The sequence below is a fragment of the Chloracidobacterium sp. genome (assembly GCA_016716305.1).
Classification (GTDB): domain Bacteria; phylum Acidobacteriota; class Blastocatellia; order Pyrinomonadales; family Pyrinomonadaceae; genus OLB17.
Genome location: JADJWP010000002.1, coordinates 2,581,229 through 2,599,937, shown reverse-complemented (window position 1 = coordinate 2,599,937; position 18,709 = coordinate 2,581,229). Strand labels below are relative to the sequence as shown.

The window sequence follows — 18,709 nt, the reverse complement described above, 5'->3', positions numbered from 1 at the left end:
GCCCTCGAACTGATGCGGCAAAGCCTATGGATACACAGATCCGGCTACCCCAAGACTTCAAAGAGTTCTTGAAATTGTTAGAGGCGAATGAGGTCAAATATCTGCTGGTCGGCGGCTATGCGGTCGGTGTTTACGGCTACCCGCGGCCTACGGGCGACATCGATATTTGGGTGTCTAATGCTCCTAAAAATGCTGAACGAGCAATAGAGGCTCTTCGGCAATTTGGCTTTGATTCACCGGACCTTTCGCCGTCGCTCCTAATGCTCGAGAAAAGTATAATTCGAATGGGAGTGCCGCCATTCAAGATCGAGGTCATCACTCACATCGATGGCGTCAAATTCGATGAATGTTATCCTCGCAAAAATCGGATCGAGATAGACGGCTGTCCCGCGTCAGTCATCTGCCTCGAAGATCTACTGATCAACAAAAAAGCCAGCGGCCGCCCAAAAGACCTCAACGACGTGATCGAATTAGAGAACTCAAATTGATCCAATCAACTGCCGCACCCGTTCCTCGGCCCCGTTCCCCGAAAGCCCCGCACCAATAATCAAGACGTCGAAATGTTCCATAATATGGAGCGGAAACTCCTGTCCGCATCGCCGCAACGCGGCGAGAAAACTCATCATCGCAGAGAAGCTTACATTCATTTCTCGTGCTTCGCACACGTACAAACAAGAGTTGTCGAACGATTTCCCCGAAAACTCAACATTGTCAATCAAATCCTTACGAAATTCCACAAATATGACCATCGATCCATAGGGGATTGAGATCTACTCAAATCTACAACTATTCAAATGACGAGTTCCATTCGTCTAACCTAAAAAAGGCGCTGTGATCTTCGGAAAATACCCCTAACGCACTTCGTTCTATTTCGCGACTGGGGAGCCTTCCAATAATGCAAGTGCAATGCGATAACACTATTTATTCGAGGACTCATATAGGGATTAGACACACATGAGTCCATCATCAATCAATCGATGTGCGAATATTACAAAGAACACCCGACTATATCGATTCGCAGTGAAAGCTTTCGCATTTTGCATTAGTGTAAGTGGCAACGTCCAGTGTGGGAGAGGACTATATTCTACAATATTCTAACCACACTTCTTGTGCACGAAAAAAAAATCCACATATTCACTTGACACCGCACGGCTTATAGCATAGGCTTTTTGCTGAGGTGATTATGACTGAGTCCAATAAACGCAAATCGGCACCATATCTTCCATTCGCCACTTTCATTTCCGCGTTGGACAACATCCAAGAGCATGCGGTTCCGAATGTTATTGACCGTTCATGCTTTCCGAGTTTCAGTGGGGCGTCGGTGGCCTCTACACTTTCGGCTTTGAAATTCTTCGACCTGATTACTGACGATGGCATTCCGGCGGAGAGTCTGCGAGAGTTGGCAATGAATACGGACTATCGAAAGGCGAATATTAAGGATTTGTTGGAAAGATTTTATCCGTCCCTCATCGAATTAGACCTGTCGCGAGCGACTCCATCGCAATTTGATAATGTGTTCACGTCGGACGAGTTCAGTGTTTCCGGGAATACGCGGGTTAAAGCGAAGACGTTTTTTATCAAGGCCGCTCAATTCGCAGAAATTCCGATATCACAGCTTTTGTTAAAGAAGGCCCGCTCTTCAGGTCCGCGAAAGAAGCGAGCAGCGTCAACCGTCAGTTCGGCAAGACCGTCTGAAGGCAAGAATTCTGTTCCTCCAAAAGGTGACGACGTACCGCCAAACGGTAGTGGTACTCAGAAAACAATTCGCATAGCTGGGGGGGATTTGACAATCATCGCTAATGTCAATTTGCTGTTACTGACCCCCCGAGACCGGGAGTTTTTATTCAAAATTATCGACCTGATGACAGAGTATGAATCGGCTCAACAAGTTTCTGCACAAAATGCAGAAAACCCGACGTAGGTGGTCGGGTTAGTCCGCGGTCCTTATCTCGTATTTAAGTACCATGGGTGGGATTGTGCTAGCGTGTTACGTTGTAGGTAAGCGCTAGCCCTTCCATTTATAGGGTAGCATTTTCACCCACCATTCCCAAAATAAACCTAAACATCAGCGGGGCGACGATCGAGGCGTTTAATAGATTCTTGCTATTTCGCCTTTAATTCTACCATCAGATCATAGAGGCTTTTGATCTCGATGCCATCTTTTCCGGGAAACGAATCAGCCTCGGCATGGACCACGATCTTTCGCTCGGGTTTGATATCGTCGCATGCCTCGTAAAATCCGCGAGCGAGGGGGGCGGCGGGATTGCGTTTTACCTCGATAGCCCATCTTTCTTTGCCGCCAAACGATAGAAGAATATCGATCTCGGCTCCGCCTGCCGTTCGGTAATAAAATGCTTCTGCACCGAAGGGAAGCACTGACATTATGTTTTCCAGAACGAACCCTTCCCAGCTTTTCCCGACAATCGGATGGCCGAGCAGTTCGTTAAGATCACCAATATTCAGCAGCGCGTGCGTGATGCCGCTGTCGCGGACAAACACTCTGGGTGACCGAACAAGCCGTTTCTTTATGTTAGCCGTATAGGGCTGCATTTTTCTGATGAGCAGCAGGTCAGCCAATAGATCGGTGTATCGGCTGACGCTGACATTTGAAATCTCGAGCGATGATGCCAGCTTGGTTAGATTGATGTTCGTTCCTTGAGAATGAGCGAGCATCGTCCATAATCGTTCAAGCGTGACCGCCGGGATCCGCGGTCCAAATATTGGCACATCCCGCTCAAGGTAGGTTTTGATAAAATCCCGCCGCCACCGCAGGCTGGCTTTGTCACTCGCAGAAAGCAGGCTTTCGGGGAAACCACCGCGAAGCCAAAGGCGATTCAGTTCGTTTAATTCATTCGGGGCATTCAAGAACTCATCGGCACAAACCGGAAAAAGTTCGAGGTATGATATCCGTCCGGCGAGGCTCTCGGATGATTGGCGAAGGAGGTCGATCGACGCTGAACCTAAGAACAGAAAATGTCCGGTTTTATTTCCACGTCGTCTCTCGGCGTCGATCAGGCCGCGAATCTCCCTAAACACTTCGGGTAGCCGCTGCACCTCGTCCAAGATGATCAGTTTGTCGCGATTTTCCCGATGGAACGCCGCAATGTTCTGGACTTTCTGCAGATCTATTGAATCCTCTAGGTCAAGATAGACGGACGGGATCGATTCGCTGATCGCAAATGCCAACGTAGTCTTCCCGACTTGCCGCGGCCCTAGCAGCGCAACCGACGACGCGTTTCGCAGTCGCTCTGAAAGTTCTGGTTGTAAGTTTCGAGCAATCATCTATGCAAATCTAACACAGAATATTAGATTTGCATAGATATGTGATATCAGAATACGATGATGGAGGCGTCCCTTCGACGCGAAAAGAACCGCTAGCAACACCTTTCTCGCCGGAGGAACCAGCGATGCGGACAAAAGTGTCCGCGCTCCGTCGCCCGCCCCCTCAAGTATCGCGAACGTCTTCCCCGGACAATCCATCCGCACCCGTGCCCCAGCCCCGATCCCCGAAAGCCCCGCACCGATTATGAGGATGTCGAATTGCTCTATAAGCGAATCACGCTGGAGACAAACACTATCTGCCCGTGCCGATTATCGTTTTCAAGCTGCTTAATCAGTATCCTCCGATAACTCGTGCTTGATGTTCATAATATTCGCCGTATGCACCACGACCATGAAAAACCTCTGGTTCAATCCCATCAGGTTTTAGTTGTCGATATCTCTTCCGAAATTCAATCGCACGATTTTCCCACTCCGTTTCATCGCCTAACATGTAAGAGAACAAATGAGCTGCAAGGCCAATGACATAAAGTAGTTCAGGATCAGAATTGATCTGTGGTTGAAAGTATTCGAACACTTGGTTGAACGTCTGTTGTAATTTATCTACTTCTTCGACATATTCACCGAAAACAAAGGGAGGTTCGACTAAACCGTACCAGCTAAGAAAAAGAAGGTGTAAGCCGACTTCTCGGTCCCGATCGCCTTCATTCCATTGTTTCTTTAGGATGCGATATGCATCGATTAGAACCGGCTCACCATTCTGTGAATAACCTCTATACTCAAGTTCCAATATTTCAGGAGCTATTGGCATAAGCTACCACCGCAAAATATACGCAAACATCAACATGGCGACGATCGAGGGTTTGAGAGGGACTATTCGCTTAGGCTGATGTTTTGCAAACGCGTTTCCTTCCGTTTAGGGTCGCGGCGATCATCGAGGACGGCATAAACATCTACGTTGGAGCCTTCCTTTTTGTAATAGACCGAATAGGGAAAGCGTTTACAGATCAGTCTGTAATAACCGCCGTCGAGTTTCTGATGAACCCCGGCATAGATACTAAGCGAGCGAAGGTCGGCCATTATCGAGCTTAGGAAATATGCCCCAAGTCCTTGGCCGAGAGCTTCGTAAAACCGGATGCCGTCAGAGATCGTGCGGCGTGCGGAACGCAGTACCCGAATTGTCATTTCAATTCGGTCCCGAGGTCAGCTTCCAATTGGTCAAGGCTGATGAACTCGTCGTCGCCGTTTGCCAACGCGTTCTCACGATCTGCGAGATAATCTCGGTGCCACGCAGGCGGTTCACCGTTGACGTTACGCTCGGTCATGCTTTTCCAGAGAGCTTCCATCAGCTCGATCTGCTGAGCCGGCGTCATTTGTTCAATGTCCGGAATTGTCTGTACGGTCATGCGGAAATTATAACATCAAGCCCAAATCTACCAACCCAAAATATAAGCAAACATCAGCGGGGCGACGATGGAGGCGTCGGATTCGACGATGTATTTTGGTGTTGATGCTTCGAGTTTTCCCCAGGTTATTTTTTCGTTCGGGACGGCGCCGGAGTAGGAGCCATAGCTTGTGGTCGAATCCGAGATCTGGCAGAAGTAGCCCCAGACGGGGACGTTCTCTCGCTGCAGGTCTTGATGCAGCATTGGGACGACGCAGATCGGGAAATCGCCCGCGATGCCGCCGCCTATTTGGAAAAAGCCGATGGTCGAGTCGTCGTTCGCATTGTTCGTGTACCAATCGGCGAGCATCGTCATATATTCGATGCCGGTCCGGACCGTGTGGACGTTCTCGACGTCGCCGGTGATCACGTGGCCGGCGAACATATTGCCCATCGTCGAATCTTCCCAGCCCGGCACGACCATCGGCAGGTTCTTTTCCATCGCGGCGTACATCCACGAGTCTTTGAGGTCGATCTGGTAAAACTCTTCGAGCGAGCCATTCTTTAAGACCTGATACATGAACTCATGTGGGAAATACCGCTTGCCCTCGGCCTCGGCACGCGTCCAGACCTCGACCATCGCCTTTTCAAGCCGCCGCATCGCTTCGTGCTCGGGGATGCATGTGTCCGTCACGCGGTTCATGTGTCGGTCGAGCAATTCCTGTTCGTCTTCGGGCGTAAGGTCACGGTAATGCGGCACGCGTTCGTAAAAATCATGCGCGACGAGATTAAAGAGGTCTTCTTCGAGATTCGCACCCGTGCACGAGATGATCTGCACCTTGTCTTGCCGGATCATCTCCGCCAGGCTCAATCCCAGCTCCGCGGTCGACATCGCTCCGGCCAGCGTGATCATCATCTTTCCGCCGTTGTCGAGGTGCCGTACGTATCCATCGGCCGCGTCGATCAGCGCCGCCGCATTAAAGTGCCGATAGTGATGCTTGATGAAATCAGTTACTGTTCCGTTCATTTAGGTAGATGATATTCGCAAGTCGAGAATATAATCAACGTAACCGCCGTGACACGCCGAATAAATGTCATTTGTATTTAAGAACATTCTTTGGGTAGACTGCGTCGGGGCGATTCTGACCGGTACGTTGCTGATGATCCTTAGTGGGTGGATCGCTACGCTTTATGGTCTTCAACAGTGGTTCGTAATTTGTCACGCATTCGTCCATTTGGCATATGGAACGTTTTCCCTCTCGCTTTCGGTGCGAAAGATACGGCCTATCCGGCTAATTAAGCTGCTCGTTTCTGCAAATGGAGCGTGGGCAATGATCTGCTTTTTTCTCGCGGTTTTCTTTATGGGGAATGCCTCAATCTTCGCCGTTGCTCACTTTCTTCTCGAAGGTATGTATGTTGGCGGTTTGGCTTTGATCGAATGGAACCGGCGTGAAGAGCTAGGAAAAGTCTAGGCCGCGTCTGCATCTTTGATGGGACACTATCGAGGCATTGAGCTCGAGAAGGGTTACTTTTTACATATCAGGAGGAGTTGCTTTGGAAACCGACACTGTTGATAAGAAGGCCGCTACACCGTGGTGGTTCTGGACGTTCGCCGGTTTGATGGTGTTATTGAACGTACTAGGTATGGTACAGCTGATCGAGCCTTATCTACTGTCCGAAGCCGAGAAGGAGGAGCTAATATCTCCAAGGGGTCTTGAGATCATGAAGGCCGAACCGATCTGGGCGACGGTCGGTTACTCGCTGGGAGTCATAGGGTCGTTTTTGGGTTCAGTCACGATGCTGAATCATCGCACCCGCCGCCTTTCTCGCATCTTCTTTGCTGTTTCGATACTCGGCTTGCTGACCCAGCGTGCCTGGTTCTTCCTGTTGAGTGGGCTGACGCACCTAGTCCCGATGCCTGTGATGCTGCTTAACCCGGTCGTGGCAGCCCTGATCGCAATTTGGATGCTCAGTCGCGCGTTGCGGATCGCTGAGCAGAACACTGTGGATTAATTCCAAATCACCTGTCCGCTTGGAGGAAAATTCCACGATCGCATGATCAATTCTCCAGTGTGTCGAATTCTAATAGATCAAAAGGCCTCGTTAAAGCTTACATCACCAGCAACCGCCACCTGATAGGCTGACACGCGGCGTTCGAAGAAGTTGGCGAGCTCCTGGACGTCTTGCAGGTCCATGAAAGAGAATGGATTTTTCGCTCCGTAGACCTTTTGCATCCCGAGCATCGCAAGACGCTGATCGGCGATGAATTCGAGATACTGCCGCATATCGGCGACCGAAAGGCCCGCAACACCTCCGCTCAGAATATCTTCGGCAAACTGCATCTCACATTCGACCGCTTCGTCGAGCATCGTCACGATGTCGCGGGTCATCGCGTCGTCGAATAAGGCAGGTTCTTCATTGCGAACAGTGTTGACGACCTCGAGCGCAAAATTCATGTGCGCCGATTCGTCGCGGAAGACCCAATTTGTTCCCGCAGCGAGTCCGTGCAGCAAGCCCTTTGAACGCAGGAAATAGACGTATGCGAACGCCGCGAAAAAGAACAACCCTTCGATACAAGTGGCGAAGCAGATCAGGTTGAGCAGGAACTTGCGCCTGTCGTCAGCCGTCTGAAGCGAATCCATATCCTGGATCGTATCGATCCACTTCATGCAGAATTCGCCCTTCTTCCGGATCGACGGAATGTTTTCGATCGCCGCAAAGGCCTGTTCCCGCTCATGGTGATCCGGAATGTACGTATCGAGCAGCGTCAGGTAAAACTGCACATGCACCGCCTCTTCGAAAAGCTGACGTGAAAGGTACATCCTCGCCTCAGGCGCGTTGATGTGCTTGTACAGATTCAGCACCAGGTTGTTCGACACGATCGAATCGCCGGTCGCAAAAAAAGCTACCAAACGGTTGATCATGTGCCGCTCGGCCGACGTCATCTTTGTCCGCAGGTCGGTGACGTCCGTCGAGAAATCGACTTCCTCGACCGTCCACGTGTTCTTGATCGAATTTTTATACATCTCATAAAAATCCGGGTACTTCATCGGGCGAAGGGTGAGGTTGAATCCTGGGTCTAGTAACATAAAAATAAATATCAAATGCTGAATATCGAATTTCGAATGTTGGAAAAGAAGCTACTTCTCTGATCTAGCGGTCTTGATTGAAGTTACAAATATTGCAATCAATTGATCGGTCTCGTTTTGTAGATCTTTTAATTTTTCGGCGGATATAAAATCACCTTCGACCAAAAGTTCTAACCAATAAGCCGTCTCGTCTAATTCTTGAAGACTGCTTGCCATTTTACTAATGAACTCCGAATCGGATCGCGATCTACATGCTTCTCTATATTGTGCTCCGACACTTGTGCCGCTTCGCAGTATCTGTTTTCCAATGACCTGTGCATCAGGTTACTTCGGCAACGAACGAAATAGTTTAATTATTCGCAAGGCGAACTGTTTTGTTCGCGATTTGAGATCAATCTCTTTCATTCATCATTCGATATTCGTTATTCGAAATTTCTCATTGGCACGCTTCGCAAGCTTCTGGATTTTCCAGCGAACACACAAGAGCTTCTTCATCTGTGTAAACCTTCTTCTGGACGTCCGCCGGCAAGTCTGAAGTCTTGAATTCCGCCGTGACCTGAGCGATCTTTGTCGCGGGACGCGAACGCAGGTAGTAGGTCGTCTTCAAACCCTTTTGCCAGGCGTACATATACATCGACGAAAGCTTGCCGATCGACGGACTTTCCATGAACAGGTTGAGCGACGCCGATTGGTCGATGAAGGCTCCGCGGTCAGCCTGCATATCTATCAGCGAACGCATCGGGATCTCCCAAGCCGTTCTGTAGATCGCCTTCAGTTCGGCATCAAATTCATCGATCTCCTGCACCGAACCTTCTGCAAGCTTGATCTTGTTTCGAATGGCATCGTTCCAAAGCCCGAGTGCCTTTAGCTCCTTGACCAAATATTTGTTTATCTGGACGAAATCGCCCGAAAGGGTTTCCCGCTTGAAGAGGTTCGAAACCTGCGGTTCGATACATTCGTAGCAGCCGGCGATCGAGGCGATCGTCGCGGTTGGTGCGATCGCGATCATCAGGCTGTTGCGAAGGCCGGTTTTCATGACCTTTTCGCGGAGTGCATTCCATCTGCCGATGTCATCCGGCGTGACGCCCCAAAAATCGAACTGAAGATCGCCCTGCGCCGCACGCGTTTCAGCAAATGCAGGATGAGCCCCGCGTTCGAGTGCCAGATCGCTTGATGCGTCGAGTGCGGCGAAGTAGATATCTTCTTGTATCCTGGCCGAGATCTTCCGGGCCTCGTCCGAATCGAAAGGCAACCGAAGTTGGAAAAAGACGTCCTGAAGACCCATCAGCCCGAGGCCGATGTTTCGCCAGCGCTTGTTCGATTCAGAGGTGCTCGGTATCGCGTAATAGTTGAGGTCGATCACGCGATCCAGTTGGCGTACCGCCAGGCGGACGTTGCGGCGAAGCTTTTCAAAATCGAACTTACCGTCATTTACGTAGCGTGCGACGTTTATCGATCCGAGATTGCAGACCGCGGTTTCACCATCGCTGGTTACCTCGATTATCTCAGTACAGAGATTCGAAAGGTGCACGACATTTTCGCTTCTCGCGGTCTGGTTCGACTTTCGGTTGCACGAATCCTTAAAGGTCATCCAACCGTTTCCTGTCTGTGCCATCGTCCGCATCATTTTCGCATACAGATCCCGTGCCTTGACCTGCCGGACAAAGATCCCCTCGGCCTCAGCTTCCGCATATGCCCGTTCAAATTCCTCCCCGTAAACATCCGGAAAATGCGGAACGATCTTTGGGTCGAAAAGCGACCACATTTCATCGGCCTGGACTCTTTTCATGAAGAGGTCAGGTATCCAGTTGGCGATGTTGAGGTTGTGTGTCCGGCGGGCCTCGTCACCCGTATTGTCGCGAAGCTCAAGGAAGTCTTCGATGTCGGCATGCCAGGTTTCGAGATAAACGCAGGCGGCACCTTTTCGCTTGCCGCCCTGGTTAACGGCCGCGACGGAAGAGTCGAGGGTCTTAAGCCAAGGCACAATGCCGTTCGAATGACCGTTAGTACCGCGGATCAGCGACCCCTGCGAGCGAACGCGATGATACGCGATGCCGATACCGCCCGAGAATTTAGAAAGCATCGCGACATCCGAGTACTTTTTGTAAATGCTCTCGAGACTGTCCAACGGCGAATCGAGTAAAAAGCAGCTTGAAAGCTGTTCGTGTTTCGTGCCGGAATTGAAAAGGGTCGGCGTCGACGGAACATACTCTAATGACGAAAAGAGGTTGTAGAGTTCGATCGCCTCGGTCGGCGTTTCGGATAAGCCGCAAGCGACGCGCATCCAGAAGAACTGCGGGGTCTCGATAACGTCGCGCGTTACCGGATTCTTCAAGAGGTAACGATCATAAAGTGTGCGGAGACCAAAAAATTCGAAAAGATCATTGCGGGTCTGGTCTATCGCGTCATTCAGCTTACGGCTGTTATCCGAAACGAACTTGACGACACGCGGAGCAATGAGGCCTTCGCGGACGCCAAATGCGATCGACTGCGAGAAAGAGTGAATCTCCTGATTGCGGACCTCTTTCTCAATATATTGATTGAGCAATCGGGCACCAAGACGCGAGTATTCCGGCTCCTCAAAGATGAGGCTGGCCGCCGTTTGGATCGATAGTTTATCGAGTTCCTTCGTCGTCGCTCCGTCGTAAAGGCCGCTTATGGTTTTGGTCGCGATACGAAGACTGTCGACACTCTGAAGTCCGGTACAACAACGCGAGATCGCCCGGACGATCTTATTGATATCGACCGGCTCGTGTGTCCCGTTGCGCTTTGTCACGCGCATCGTTGTCTGGGCCGTTTCTTCGGTTTGTCGTGCGGCGGCGGTTTGGCTTTGTCCGATAAATGTATCCATTGTTTCGGCTCGTTTTCTCCTGGTCTTTAAGCTCGTTTTCGACCGATCCATCCGGCGACTTCGGAAAAATGAGAGAGAAAGATTCTCCTTCCGGCTTGGTCGATAACAAGCTCGGCGGTCGCTGCAATCAGTCTGGTTTTTTGGATTGCAGGTGGGTCCTTAGCGCAAAAATTAAAGGGCTGTCTCCTGCAGTGGTAATAGACTATATTGTGTCGTTAACACTTTGTCAACACAAAATGTAGTGGTTTTTAAACTATTTGCTAAGTCGCCTTTTTACATCATTTAGCGCGCGGCTGATGAGGTAACGCATTAGAATAATCGATGTCGGGCGGTAACCATTTCAAATACAATACGTTGTGGTCCCAATCGCAGAAAAAGACGATTTGCAAGCCCCAAGATCGTAAGCCGTAGAATGTGCTTATTCGATCACAAGTCCGTCAAATGCCAGCTCTACGTTCTTGGGTAAGAGCTTTGAGTCACGTTGGTGCAATATGTCGTGATTAAGGTGTGTAAGGTAGGCTCGCTTCGGCTTCAGATCCGCGATGATCGCAAGAGCTTCATCGAGATTCAAATGCGTGGAATGCGGTTTTATCCTGACGCAATCGAGCACGAGAAGGTCAAGGTCCCGCAGCCCATCCATCGAGTCCGGCGGGATGGTTTTCAGATCGGTCGCGTAAGCAAAATCGTTGAATCGATACGCGACGACCGGCAGTTTGCCATGGATGACCTCGAGCGGCGTTATCTCTACATCGCCGATGCAGAATGGTGAACTATGGACGACCGTATGCGGGACGAGTTGCGGCAGTCCGCCGCCAAAGTGGTTCGGTTCGAAAATGTATTTGAAAATGCGGCGAAGATCGATCCACGCGATCTCGTTCGCAAATATCGGCATCGCACCGTAGCGGAAATTGAGCGGGCGAATATCGTCCAGTCCAAACACGTGGTCGACGTGGCAATGGGTGATCAGGACGGCATCGAGCTTGCGTATGTTCGCCCGAAGAGCCTGTTGCCTAAAATCGCTCGAGGTGTCGACCAGGATAGTTTTTCCGGCATGCTCGATCAGGATCGATACCCGCAAACGCTTGTCGCGCGGATCATCCGATGAACACGTCTCACAGTCGCATGCGATCGAAGGTACCCCGGTCGATGTCCCTGTGCCAAGAAAAGTAAGTTTCATAGTGGTCCGGTCAACCCTGATGGACAGGGTGGCCTCGAAGGTGCTCTTGGACTTCCAAGCAGTTCTAAACCCCGCGTACTATTTCTTTCCGAGGATGTCCGCTCCGGAGAATTTTTGTGCCGCTTGGGCCTTGAGCTTCTCTTCAGTCGCTCGGACCATTGTGACGTACTGCATCCTCAGGTCTGCGAGCAGCCCGTCAATGAGCCTTGCTTCCTGGCTGTGCAGATTGCCCTTTGTCTTTTCGCGGATCATTGCCAGGACATCAAGCCAATATTTGCCCGTATCCAGGTCGAGCGACCGTTGCCCGGTTGCCGGATGGGGTACCGCACCAAGTGACGCGGCGGCATTCGTCGCGAGAGTTGAGAGAAAATTGACAAAACTCGCCGGTTCGTCAGCACCCGGCATCTCTTCGTCGTTATCGATCTCATCCGAATTTGAGTCCGTCTGATGCCCGGGTGTTTTTGATGCTTCATGTTTGGGCATCGCAGCGTCGGACGGCTGAGCAGCAACGGGCTCTGGTCTCGGCTCTGCCGCCCGCGCCGTATCTTTGTCTAGTTCGACACCTTCCTTTAATGAACCGTCGGGGTTGAATTTACGGCGGTCGACCACTTTCAGCACAACGTCTTCGTGTTTGTCTTCGTGTCCGGTCATAGAATAGGATCCTTTTCATGATAGTAGCATTTTGAAATTCGGTCGGGAAAGCCTGGATCGACAACGAAACCGCACGTCGATCTATCAGAGTGCCGTGTCGCGGCATTAAGCGATGGCCCGAAACCAGAATGCCCGTCTAGACTTATCCGCGTCACTGGACTTAAATACACATATGTCTGAGAAGTTTGACGAACTCGTCGCGGTAATGGCGAGGTTACGCGCGCCGGGCGGCTGCCCGTGGGACGCTGAACAAACGTACGCATCCCTTTCACAGTATCTTCTGGAAGAAGCCTACGAGACCTTCGACGCAATCCAGGAGGCAGACGCCACGGGGAATATCAACGATCTGCGCGAAGAGCTCGGCGATCTCTTGCTGCAGGTCGTTTTTCACTCAACGATCGGCGCTGAGCGCGGCGAATTCACGATCGATGATGTTGCCGAAGGCGTGACGCGCAAACTCATCCTCCGTCATCCGCATGTATTTGGCGATGTAAAGCTTGACCGCGCGCAGGACGTTCTGGACAACTGGGACACGCTGAAGGCGAATGAACGCAAGGCCTCCGGAAAAAAGGAACGACGCGGCGACTCCGTGCTTGACGATGTGCCGGTGCATTTCCCCGGATTGCTCGAGGCCCTTAAAGTAACAAAGAAAGCGGCAAAGGTCGGTTTCGATTGGCCAAACACCGACCAGATCCTTGAAAAGGCCGATGAGGAGATCGACGAACTCCGAGAGGCGATCGAAACCGGCGATATGATGAACATCGAGGAGGAGATAGGCGACCTTTTATTTGTGATCGTGAACCTCGCCAGGCAACTGGACGTTGAGCCCGAAACCGCGCTGAAGCGAACGAACCGCAAGTTCAGGCAAAGATTCCGGTTTATTGAAGACGAGCTGAAGAAAGCGGGAAAGAATATCTCGGATTCGACCCTGAATGAGATGGACGAGCTTTGGGACAAGGCAAAGACGGCATCGAAGTCAAACTAAGCTGCAAACATTTCCGACAAAAGATCAACGATACGATCGGCGGATTTCTTGTCGATAACACCGATCTTTTTTACAAACCGGGTATGGTCAACGGCTCGGATCTGATCTAGTATTATCCACCTTTGTGCATTTAAGAAATCGGTCGGAATGCGTGTCGGGTAGGTAGCATTGGTTGAGGCGATCGGAGCGATCAACGCGTGGCCAAGATTGCGGTTCATTTCATCAGGCGAGATCACGACGCCAGGACGCGTATTTTTTGGGTCATCCGAGATCTCGTCGTCCAGATTTATGAGATAGACCTCAAACCGCGTCACCATTGCCACTCCTTCCGTTCAAATTCAGCCCCAGATCCGTCCTGCACTTGAAGATCGTCATCGGCCTCGGCGAACTTCTTGAAGATCGCGTCCCAGTCTCCGCGGGGCTTATTTAAATTTCGGATCAGAATGCCCTCGGGAGTGAGCTGAAGATCAACCTCACCGGAAATTCCCGTTTCCTCGAGCATCATTTTCGGAATTCTGATCCCCTGCGAGTTACCGATCTGAATTATCTGGGCTTTCATTATTACAATGTAATTACAATTGCCGTAAAAATCAACCTCTCGGACTTCGAGGTCAGGCGATCACTTCAAGACCACCCATATATTGACGCAATACGTCAGGGACCATCACTGAACCGTCGGCCTGCTGGTAGTTCTCGATTATCGCGATCCATGTCCGACCGACCGCAAGCCCGCTGCCGTTCAATGTATGCGGAAACTCCGGTTTCACGCCGCCCGCCCTGCGAAACCGCATATTCATTCGGCGCGCCTGAAAGTCACCGCAGTTCGAACAACTTGAGATCTCGCGGTAGGTGTTTTGTGACGGCACCCATACTTCGATGTCGTAGGTCTTTCGTGCTCCAAAACCCATGTCGCCCGTAGACAGGACGACCGTTCTGTAGGGCAATCCGAGAATTTGGAGTATCTTTTCTGCATCGGCAGTCAGGGTCTCGTCTCTTTATCTGATTCTTCGGGCAGACATACCTTTACAAGTTCGACCTTTTCGAATTGGTGTTGTCGGATCAGTCCCCGCGTATCACGCCCATGGCTTCCGGCTTCACTGCGAAAACACATCGAATACGCCGTATAGCGTTTTGGCAATTCGTTCGCATCCAGTATTTCATCGGCGAAATAATTGGTTACCGGAACTTCGGCCGTCGGAATTAGAGCAAAGCCGCGTTCGTCGGTCGTGTGAAAAAGGTCGGCTTCGAACTTTGGAAGCTGGTTTGTACCGTACAACGCAGTCCGGTTGACAAGATATGGCGGCAGCGTTTCGGTGTATCCGTGTTCGCGCGTATGGATGTCGAGCATGAAGTTCACCAACGCCCGTTCAAGCCGGGCGCCGGCGCCGTTCAGAATTGCAAAGCGTGCGCCTGCGATCTTCGTCGCTCGCTCAAGGTCGAGAATCCCAAGTGCTTCCCCGAGATCAACATGATCCTTGATTTCAAAGTCGAACGCTCGCGGTTCACCCCATTTACGAACCTCGATATTTGCAGTTTCGTCCGGCCCGATCGGAACGTCATCCGCGGGCATGTTCGGGAGGTTAGCGAGCAGCTCGCTCATTTGTGCCTCAGATTCCTCACGCTGCCGCTCCAATTCGGATTGCCGCTCTTTTAGGCCGGCAACTTCCTTTTTCTTCGCCTCGGCCGTTTCGCGGTCGCCCGCTTTGATGAGGTCGCCGATCTCTTTGCTGGCAACATTTCGCTGTTGGTTGATCGAGTCAGATTCGCTGATGATCCGCCGTCGACCGGCGTCCATTTCGGCGAAACGGTCAAGGATATCCGGCGAAAAGTTGCGGTTTGCTAAAGACGCGCGAACCGCATCCAGATTCTCACGTACAAAATTGAGGTCCAGCATATTTAGAGTTCAAACCCGAGATTTGTCTCGCAGGCGGAAACGCCCTAAACTTTAGGATTGACTTTGACCCGGGCAAACTCATAATTTAGCAATCTTTATATGCATCAAACAATTCGAAAAGCGGTTTTTCCGGCTGCCGGCCTCGGCACACGATTTCTGCCTGCAACCAAGGCATCCCCAAAAGAAATGCTTCCGTTGGTCGATAAACCGCTGATCCAGTATTCGGTCGAAGAGGCTGTAGCCTCAGGATGCGATTCGATCTTGATAATTACGGGCCGCGACAAAAGCGCCATCGAGAATCATTTCGATATCTCGTTCGAGCTTGAGCAATTGCTTAAAGAGAAAGGGAAATTAGAGATGTTCGAACAGGTGCGTGCGATCTCGGACATTGCAAAGATCAGCTACACAAGGCAAAAGCAGGCCTTAGGGCTCGGACATGCGATCTACCAGGCGAAGGACTTTGTCGGAAACGAACCGTTTGCAGCGCTATTGGCCGACGATCTCGTCGATGCCGAAAAGCCTGCACTAAGGCAAATGATCGAGGTCTTTGAAAAATACCAGGCGCCTGTGATCGCAACGATGCAGGTTGAAGGCGAAGCGATCTCTCGCTTTGGCGTCATAGATGCCGACGAGGTCGAGCCCGGCATTTTCAAGATCAATGACATGGTCGAAAAACCGGCCTTCAAGGACGCTCCCTCGGATCTTGCGATAATCGGCCGTTATATCTTCACGCCTGACATTTTTGACGCGATCGAGCGCACGACGCCCGGTGCCGGAGGCGAGATACAGATCACTGACGCAATGAGGCTCCTGCTCAAGGAGCGGCCTTTCTATGCTGTTAGGTTAGAGGGCACGCGGCATGATGCCGGTGACAAGCTCGGCTTTTTGATCGCTACGGTTGAATATGCACTGAAGCGTGACGACCTTGGATCCGACTTCCTGACATACCTTCGATCGCTGAAGCTTGATTAGGTTTTTAGCCGTTTCGGAGGTTTTCCATCGGCTTTGTGCGGGCAGCCTTGAATGCAGGATAGATCGCCGCGATCGTGCACAACAACAGAGCCGCCGCGGATGGCATCGCAATATCGTAGAAACCCGGCGAAAGCCTGACGTTCCCGACTGAATATACTTGCTGATCAAGCCTGAACACTTCGAAGTAGTTCGATAGCTCGCAGGCCGCGAGGCCGAGAATGATTCCGGCTGTGGTCCCGATCAGCCCCAACATAAGCCCCTCAATGACGAAGGTCGAGACGAGCGATCGCAACCTCGCGCCACAAGTACGCAAGATCGCGATATCGAGCCTTCTCTCGTTGACCAGCAGCGTCAGGGTCGTGGAAATATTAAAGACCGCAAGCAGAATGATCAGCGAGATGATAATAACAGCGGCCCGCCGCTCAAGGGTCATTGCCGCGAAAAGAGGTTCGTTCGCTTCCTGCCAGTCGAGAACTCGAAGATCATTTTCTGATCGCTCGCGAATTTTGAATGCTATATGCCGAGCGGCGTAAGCATCTGCAACGCGCACATCGAATTGCGATGCAGCAAATCGCTCGTCACCAAATATGGCAGCGAAAACTGGGGGCGAAACACGAATAACGTTCGAGTCGATCTCGAAGAGCCCTGTTTTGAAAGTCCCGCGGATGCGAATTTTCCGCATTCTGGGCGTCTCGTTATTCTCGAGGATCATCAGTTCAACAACGTCGCCCGGCACGATTCCGGCATTCGCTGCCAGCTCGAAACCTATCTCGGCGGCCCCAGCCTCGGCGTCGTTCGGCATTTCGATCGTTCTGATCAAAATATGATGCGAACTTCCGGGCCCGATCAAGACCGCCGGTGATGTGGATGATCCGGTCACGGCAACCACCCCTTCAATTGCCGAGACCGTTCTGACAAGTGCTCCTGGGTCCTCGATCGGTTCGCGGTCATTTCGAAAGATCGCGATGTGGGGGGATTGCCCAAGTATCTTATCGCGCAGTTCTTGTTGAAAGCTCCGTGCGACCGCGAGGGCCACGATCAGACATGCGATCCCGATCGCAATTCCTGCGACAGCGACCGCCGCAGTGTAGCGGACCAGGCCTCGACGCCGGGCAAACAACGTTTGCCGGAGCAGTTTTATCTGTAAAAGCACGCATTGATTGTAAACTCGATCGCCGCAATTGTTAACCCGGTCTTTTATTCGCTAAACACATCGATTTTCGCTAGAATTCAAGTATCAAAATGACACGGGAGCCGTTACGCCATCAGTGCATTAAATGCCGTTAGCAACTATCGAAGAAGCCGCCCGCGATATAAGGGATGGCAAGATGATCATTATCGTCGACGATGAGGATCGCGAGAACGAGGGCGACCTGGTCTGCGCGGCCGAATTGGTGACGCCTGAAATGATAAATTTCATGGCTGTTCACGGCCGCGGCCTCATATGTCTGCCGCTTACAGAAGAGCGTTGTGACGAGCTTCAGCTTCTTCCCCAAACAGCAGCGAATACTTCCTCGATGGGCACCGCTTTCACCATATCGATCGAGGCTCGTGAAGGCGTGACGACCGGGATCTCGGCCGCGGACAGGGCCAGGACCATCCGCACAGCGGTAGATCCTGCAACAAGGCCGTCCGACCTTGCTCGCCCGGGCCACGTCTTTCCGCTTCGGGCAAAACGCGGCGGCGTTCTTGTAAGGGTCGGGCAAACTGAGGCGAGCGTTGACATCGCTCGGATCGCCGGGCTCCAGCCGGCAGCGGTGATCTGCGAGATAATGAATGACGATGGCACGATGGCTCGAATGCCGGAACTGGAAGTGTTTGCCGAGAAACACAAACTCAGGATAATCACGGTTGCCGACCTCGTACGCTACAGGGTAGAAAAAGAGCTGCTCGTTCAGCGCGTTGTTGAGACTGCTTTGCAAACCGAATTTGGGACGTTTAACGCAGCCATCTACCGGAATGAGATCAACGGTGAGACACATGTTGCGTTGGCGATGGGCGAAATTTCCGGGACAACCGACCCGGTATTGGTCCGCGTCCAAACCGAGAATGTTACATTCGCGATGTTCGGCTGCACTCTGGGCGAGGCGGCACCAGCGATACAGGGTTCGTTGAAGAAGATCGCTGAAGCTGGTCGCGGCGTGATCCTTTACCTGAGGCAGCGTGAGAACAACCTCGATCTCGTCAACCAACTGAAAACCTACGCTCTGATGCGCGAACGAGACATTGATTTTCAGACCGCAAAGCGTGAAACTGGTTACGGTAATGTCCACGATTACGGTATCGGCGCCCAGATATTGAAGGATCTGGGTGTGAAAAAGATACGCCTTTTGACCAACCATCCCCCGAAGATAAATGCACTCGAGGCGTTCGAGCTCGAGATCGTCGAGACCGTAAGCCTTTGAGCCCGGCACATTTAAGCAATAG

20 protein-coding genes and 2 pseudogenes are annotated in these 18,709 nt (G+C 51.6%); 7 read left to right on the top strand and 15 right to left on the bottom strand.

The window, feature by feature from the left end:
* The first annotated feature begins 26 nt into the window (after nt 1-26).
* On the top strand, nt 27-488 hold the full coding sequence (locus IPM28_13835) for a nucleotidyltransferase (GenBank protein MBK9174063.1): 462 nt from the start codon (nt 27-29) through the stop codon (nt 486-488).
* Here IPM28_13835 and IPM28_13830 read toward each other — a convergent pair.
* Nucleotides 480-737, bottom strand: coding sequence for a hypothetical protein (locus tag IPM28_13830; GenBank protein MBK9174062.1), 258 nt, complete (start codon nt 735-737; stop codon nt 480-482). The genes IPM28_13835 and IPM28_13830 overlap by 9 nt on opposite strands.
* Before the next feature lie 446 nt (nt 738-1,183).
* On the opposite strand from IPM28_13830, the gene IPM28_13825 reads away from it, so the two are divergent.
* Complete coding sequence (locus IPM28_13825) at nt 1,184-1,921, top strand: DUF5343 domain-containing protein (protein MBK9174061.1); 738 nt, start codon at nt 1,184-1,186, stop codon at nt 1,919-1,921.
* 182 nt (nt 1,922-2,103) lie between these two features.
* On the opposite strand, the gene IPM28_13820 is transcribed toward IPM28_13825, so the two are convergent.
* The 5 genes from IPM28_13820 to IPM28_13800 form a co-directional block, all read right to left on the bottom strand.
* Nucleotides 2,104-3,282 (bottom strand): ATP-binding protein, encoded by a 1,179-nt coding sequence (locus tag IPM28_13820; protein ID MBK9174060.1) that lies wholly within the window; start codon nt 3,280-3,282, stop codon nt 2,104-2,106.
* Nucleotides 3,283-3,613: 331 nt separating this feature from the next.
* Entirely contained in the window at nt 3,614-4,090 is a 477-nt protein-coding gene (locus tag IPM28_13815) for a hypothetical protein (protein MBK9174059.1), read from the bottom strand.
* 62 nt (nt 4,091-4,152) lie between these two features.
* Nucleotides 4,153-4,464 (bottom strand): type II toxin-antitoxin system RelE/ParE family toxin, encoded by a 312-nt coding sequence (locus tag IPM28_13810; protein MBK9174058.1) that lies wholly within the window; start codon nt 4,462-4,464, stop codon nt 4,153-4,155.
* Nucleotides 4,461-4,685, bottom strand: a complete 225-nt coding sequence (locus IPM28_13805) for an addiction module protein (GenBank protein MBK9174057.1) — start codon at nt 4,683-4,685, stop codon at nt 4,461-4,463. Before IPM28_13805 ends, IPM28_13810 begins: the two co-directional genes overlap by 4 nt.
* A 27-nt stretch (nt 4,686-4,712) precedes the next feature.
* Nucleotides 4,713-5,690 carry a deoxyhypusine synthase family protein gene (locus tag IPM28_13800; protein ID MBK9174056.1) on the bottom strand — a complete coding sequence of 326 codons (978 nt, stop codon included), beginning with the start codon at nt 5,688-5,690 and terminating at the stop codon, nt 4,713-4,715.
* 64 nt (nt 5,691-5,754) lie between these two features.
* On the opposite strand from IPM28_13800, the gene IPM28_13795 reads away from it, so the two are divergent.
* Both IPM28_13795 and IPM28_13790 read left to right on the top strand, forming a co-directional pair.
* Nucleotides 5,755-6,135: a hypothetical protein gene (locus IPM28_13795; GenBank protein ID MBK9174055.1), complete on the top strand. Its 381-nt coding sequence runs from the start codon at nt 5,755-5,757 to the stop codon at nt 6,133-6,135.
* An 82-nt stretch (nt 6,136-6,217) separates the two neighbouring features.
* Entirely contained in the window at nt 6,218-6,676 is a 459-nt protein-coding gene (locus IPM28_13790) for a hypothetical protein (protein ID MBK9174054.1), read from the top strand.
* Nucleotides 6,677-6,753: 77 nt separating this feature from the next.
* Here IPM28_13790 and IPM28_13785 read toward each other — a convergent pair whose 3' ends face one another.
* From IPM28_13785 to IPM28_13765, 5 genes and pseudogenes are all read right to left on the bottom strand, one after another.
* On the bottom strand, nt 6,754-7,752 hold the full coding sequence (locus IPM28_13785) for a ribonucleotide-diphosphate reductase subunit beta (GenBank protein MBK9174053.1): 999 nt from the start codon (nt 7,750-7,752) through the stop codon (nt 6,754-6,756).
* A 51-nt stretch (nt 7,753-7,803) separates the two neighbouring features.
* Nucleotides 7,804-8,157, bottom strand: a pseudogene (locus IPM28_13780) (four helix bundle protein).
* Nucleotides 8,158-8,188: 31 nt separating this feature from the next.
* A complete protein-coding gene (locus IPM28_13775) occupies nt 8,189-10,534 on the bottom strand; it encodes a ribonucleoside-diphosphate reductase subunit alpha (protein ID MBK9174052.1) in 2,346 nt (781 codons plus the stop codon).
* 487 nt (nt 10,535-11,021) lie between these two features.
* Entirely contained in the window at nt 11,022-11,780 is a 759-nt protein-coding gene (locus IPM28_13770; protein ID MBK9174051.1) for an MBL fold metallo-hydrolase, read from the bottom strand.
* Between the two features lie 78 nt (nt 11,781-11,858).
* Nucleotides 11,859-12,431, bottom strand: coding sequence for a DUF1844 domain-containing protein (locus IPM28_13765; GenBank protein MBK9174050.1), 573 nt, complete (start codon nt 12,429-12,431; stop codon nt 11,859-11,861).
* Between the two features lie 172 nt (nt 12,432-12,603).
* On the opposite strand from IPM28_13765, the gene mazG reads away from it, so the two are divergent.
* On the top strand, nt 12,604-13,416 hold the full coding sequence (gene mazG / locus IPM28_13760; GenBank protein ID MBK9174049.1) for a nucleoside triphosphate pyrophosphohydrolase: 813 nt from the start codon (nt 12,604-12,606) through the stop codon (nt 13,414-13,416).
* Here mazG and IPM28_13755 read toward each other — a convergent pair.
* From IPM28_13755 to serS, 3 genes and pseudogenes are all read right to left on the bottom strand, one after another.
* Nucleotides 13,413-13,733: a type II toxin-antitoxin system PemK/MazF family toxin gene (locus IPM28_13755; protein ID MBK9174048.1), complete on the bottom strand. Its 321-nt coding sequence runs from the start codon at nt 13,731-13,733 to the stop codon at nt 13,413-13,415. The genes mazG and IPM28_13755 overlap by 4 nt on opposite strands.
* The gene (locus IPM28_13750; protein MBK9174047.1) at nt 13,727-13,975 is read right to left on the bottom strand and encodes an AbrB/MazE/SpoVT family DNA-binding domain-containing protein; all 249 of its coding nucleotides are present in this window, start codon (nt 13,973-13,975) and stop codon (nt 13,727-13,729) included. The genes IPM28_13755 and IPM28_13750 overlap by 7 nt, the downstream gene beginning before the upstream one ends.
* Before the next feature lie 52 nt (nt 13,976-14,027).
* A pseudogene (serS, locus tag IPM28_13745) lies at nt 14,028-15,310 on the bottom strand (serine--tRNA ligase).
* Nucleotides 15,311-15,409: 99 nt separating this feature from the next.
* Here serS and galU point away from each other — a divergent pair.
* Nucleotides 15,410-16,282, top strand: coding sequence for a UTP--glucose-1-phosphate uridylyltransferase GalU (galU, locus tag IPM28_13740; protein ID MBK9174046.1), 873 nt, complete (start codon nt 15,410-15,412; stop codon nt 16,280-16,282).
* 4 nt (nt 16,283-16,286) lie between these two features.
* Here galU and IPM28_13735 read toward each other — a convergent pair whose 3' ends face one another.
* Nucleotides 16,287-17,435 (bottom strand): ABC transporter permease, encoded by a 1,149-nt coding sequence (locus IPM28_13735; protein ID MBK9174045.1) that lies wholly within the window; start codon nt 17,433-17,435, stop codon nt 16,287-16,289.
* A 124-nt stretch (nt 17,436-17,559) separates the two neighbouring features.
* On the opposite strand from IPM28_13735, the gene ribB reads away from it, so the two are divergent.
* Nucleotides 17,560-18,687 carry a 3,4-dihydroxy-2-butanone-4-phosphate synthase gene (ribB, locus tag IPM28_13730; GenBank protein MBK9174044.1) on the top strand — a complete coding sequence of 376 codons (1,128 nt, stop codon included), beginning with the start codon at nt 17,560-17,562 and terminating at the stop codon, nt 18,685-18,687.
* Nucleotides 18,688-18,709: the final 22 nt, after the last annotated feature.

Bases quoted from the DNA above. Each gene is read 5' to 3' on its own strand.
- galU (MBK9174046.1), top strand. From the start codon at position 15,410: ATGCATCAAACAATTCGAAAAGCGGTTTTTCCGGCTGCCGGCCTCGGC.
- mazG (MBK9174049.1), top strand. From the start codon at position 12,604: ATGTCTGAGAAGTTTGACGAACTCGTCGCGGTAATGGCGAGGTTACGC.
- IPM28_13825 (MBK9174061.1), top strand. From the start codon at position 1,184: ATGACTGAGTCCAATAAACGCAAATCGGCACCATATCTTCCATTCGCC.
- IPM28_13805 (MBK9174057.1), bottom strand. From the start codon at position 4,685: ATGACCGTACAGACAATTCCGGACATTGAACAAATGACGCCGGCTCAG.
- IPM28_13835 (MBK9174063.1), top strand. From the start codon at position 27: ATGGATACACAGATCCGGCTACCCCAAGACTTCAAAGAGTTCTTGAAA.
- IPM28_13765 (MBK9174050.1), bottom strand. From the start codon at position 12,431: ATGACCGGACACGAAGACAAACACGAAGACGTTGTGCTGAAAGTGGTC.
- IPM28_13750 (MBK9174047.1), bottom strand. From the start codon at position 13,975: ATGAAAGCCCAGATAATTCAGATCGGTAACTCGCAGGGGATCAGAATT.
- IPM28_13785 (MBK9174053.1), bottom strand. From the start codon at position 7,752: ATGTTACTAGACCCAGGATTCAACCTCACCCTTCGCCCGATGAAGTAC.
- IPM28_13810 (MBK9174058.1), bottom strand. From the start codon at position 4,464: ATGACAATTCGGGTACTGCGTTCCGCACGCCGCACGATCTCTGACGGC.
- IPM28_13815 (MBK9174059.1), bottom strand. From the start codon at position 4,090: ATGCCAATAGCTCCTGAAATATTGGAACTTGAGTATAGAGGTTATTCA.
- IPM28_13820 (MBK9174060.1), bottom strand. From the start codon at position 3,282: ATGATTGCTCGAAACTTACAACCAGAACTTTCAGAGCGACTGCGAAAC.
- IPM28_13775 (MBK9174052.1), bottom strand. From the start codon at position 10,534: ATGCGCGTGACAAAGCGCAACGGGACACACGAGCCGGTCGATATCAAT.
- IPM28_13755 (MBK9174048.1), bottom strand. From the start codon at position 13,733: ATGGTGACGCGGTTTGAGGTCTATCTCATAAATCTGGACGACGAGATC.
- ribB (MBK9174044.1), top strand. From the start codon at position 17,560: ATGCCGTTAGCAACTATCGAAGAAGCCGCCCGCGATATAAGGGATGGC.
- IPM28_13800 (MBK9174056.1), bottom strand. From the start codon at position 5,690: ATGAACGGAACAGTAACTGATTTCATCAAGCATCACTATCGGCACTTT.
- IPM28_13770 (MBK9174051.1), bottom strand. From the start codon at position 11,780: ATGAAACTTACTTTTCTTGGCACAGGGACATCGACCGGGGTACCTTCG.
- IPM28_13795 (MBK9174055.1), top strand. From the start codon at position 5,755: ATGTCATTTGTATTTAAGAACATTCTTTGGGTAGACTGCGTCGGGGCG.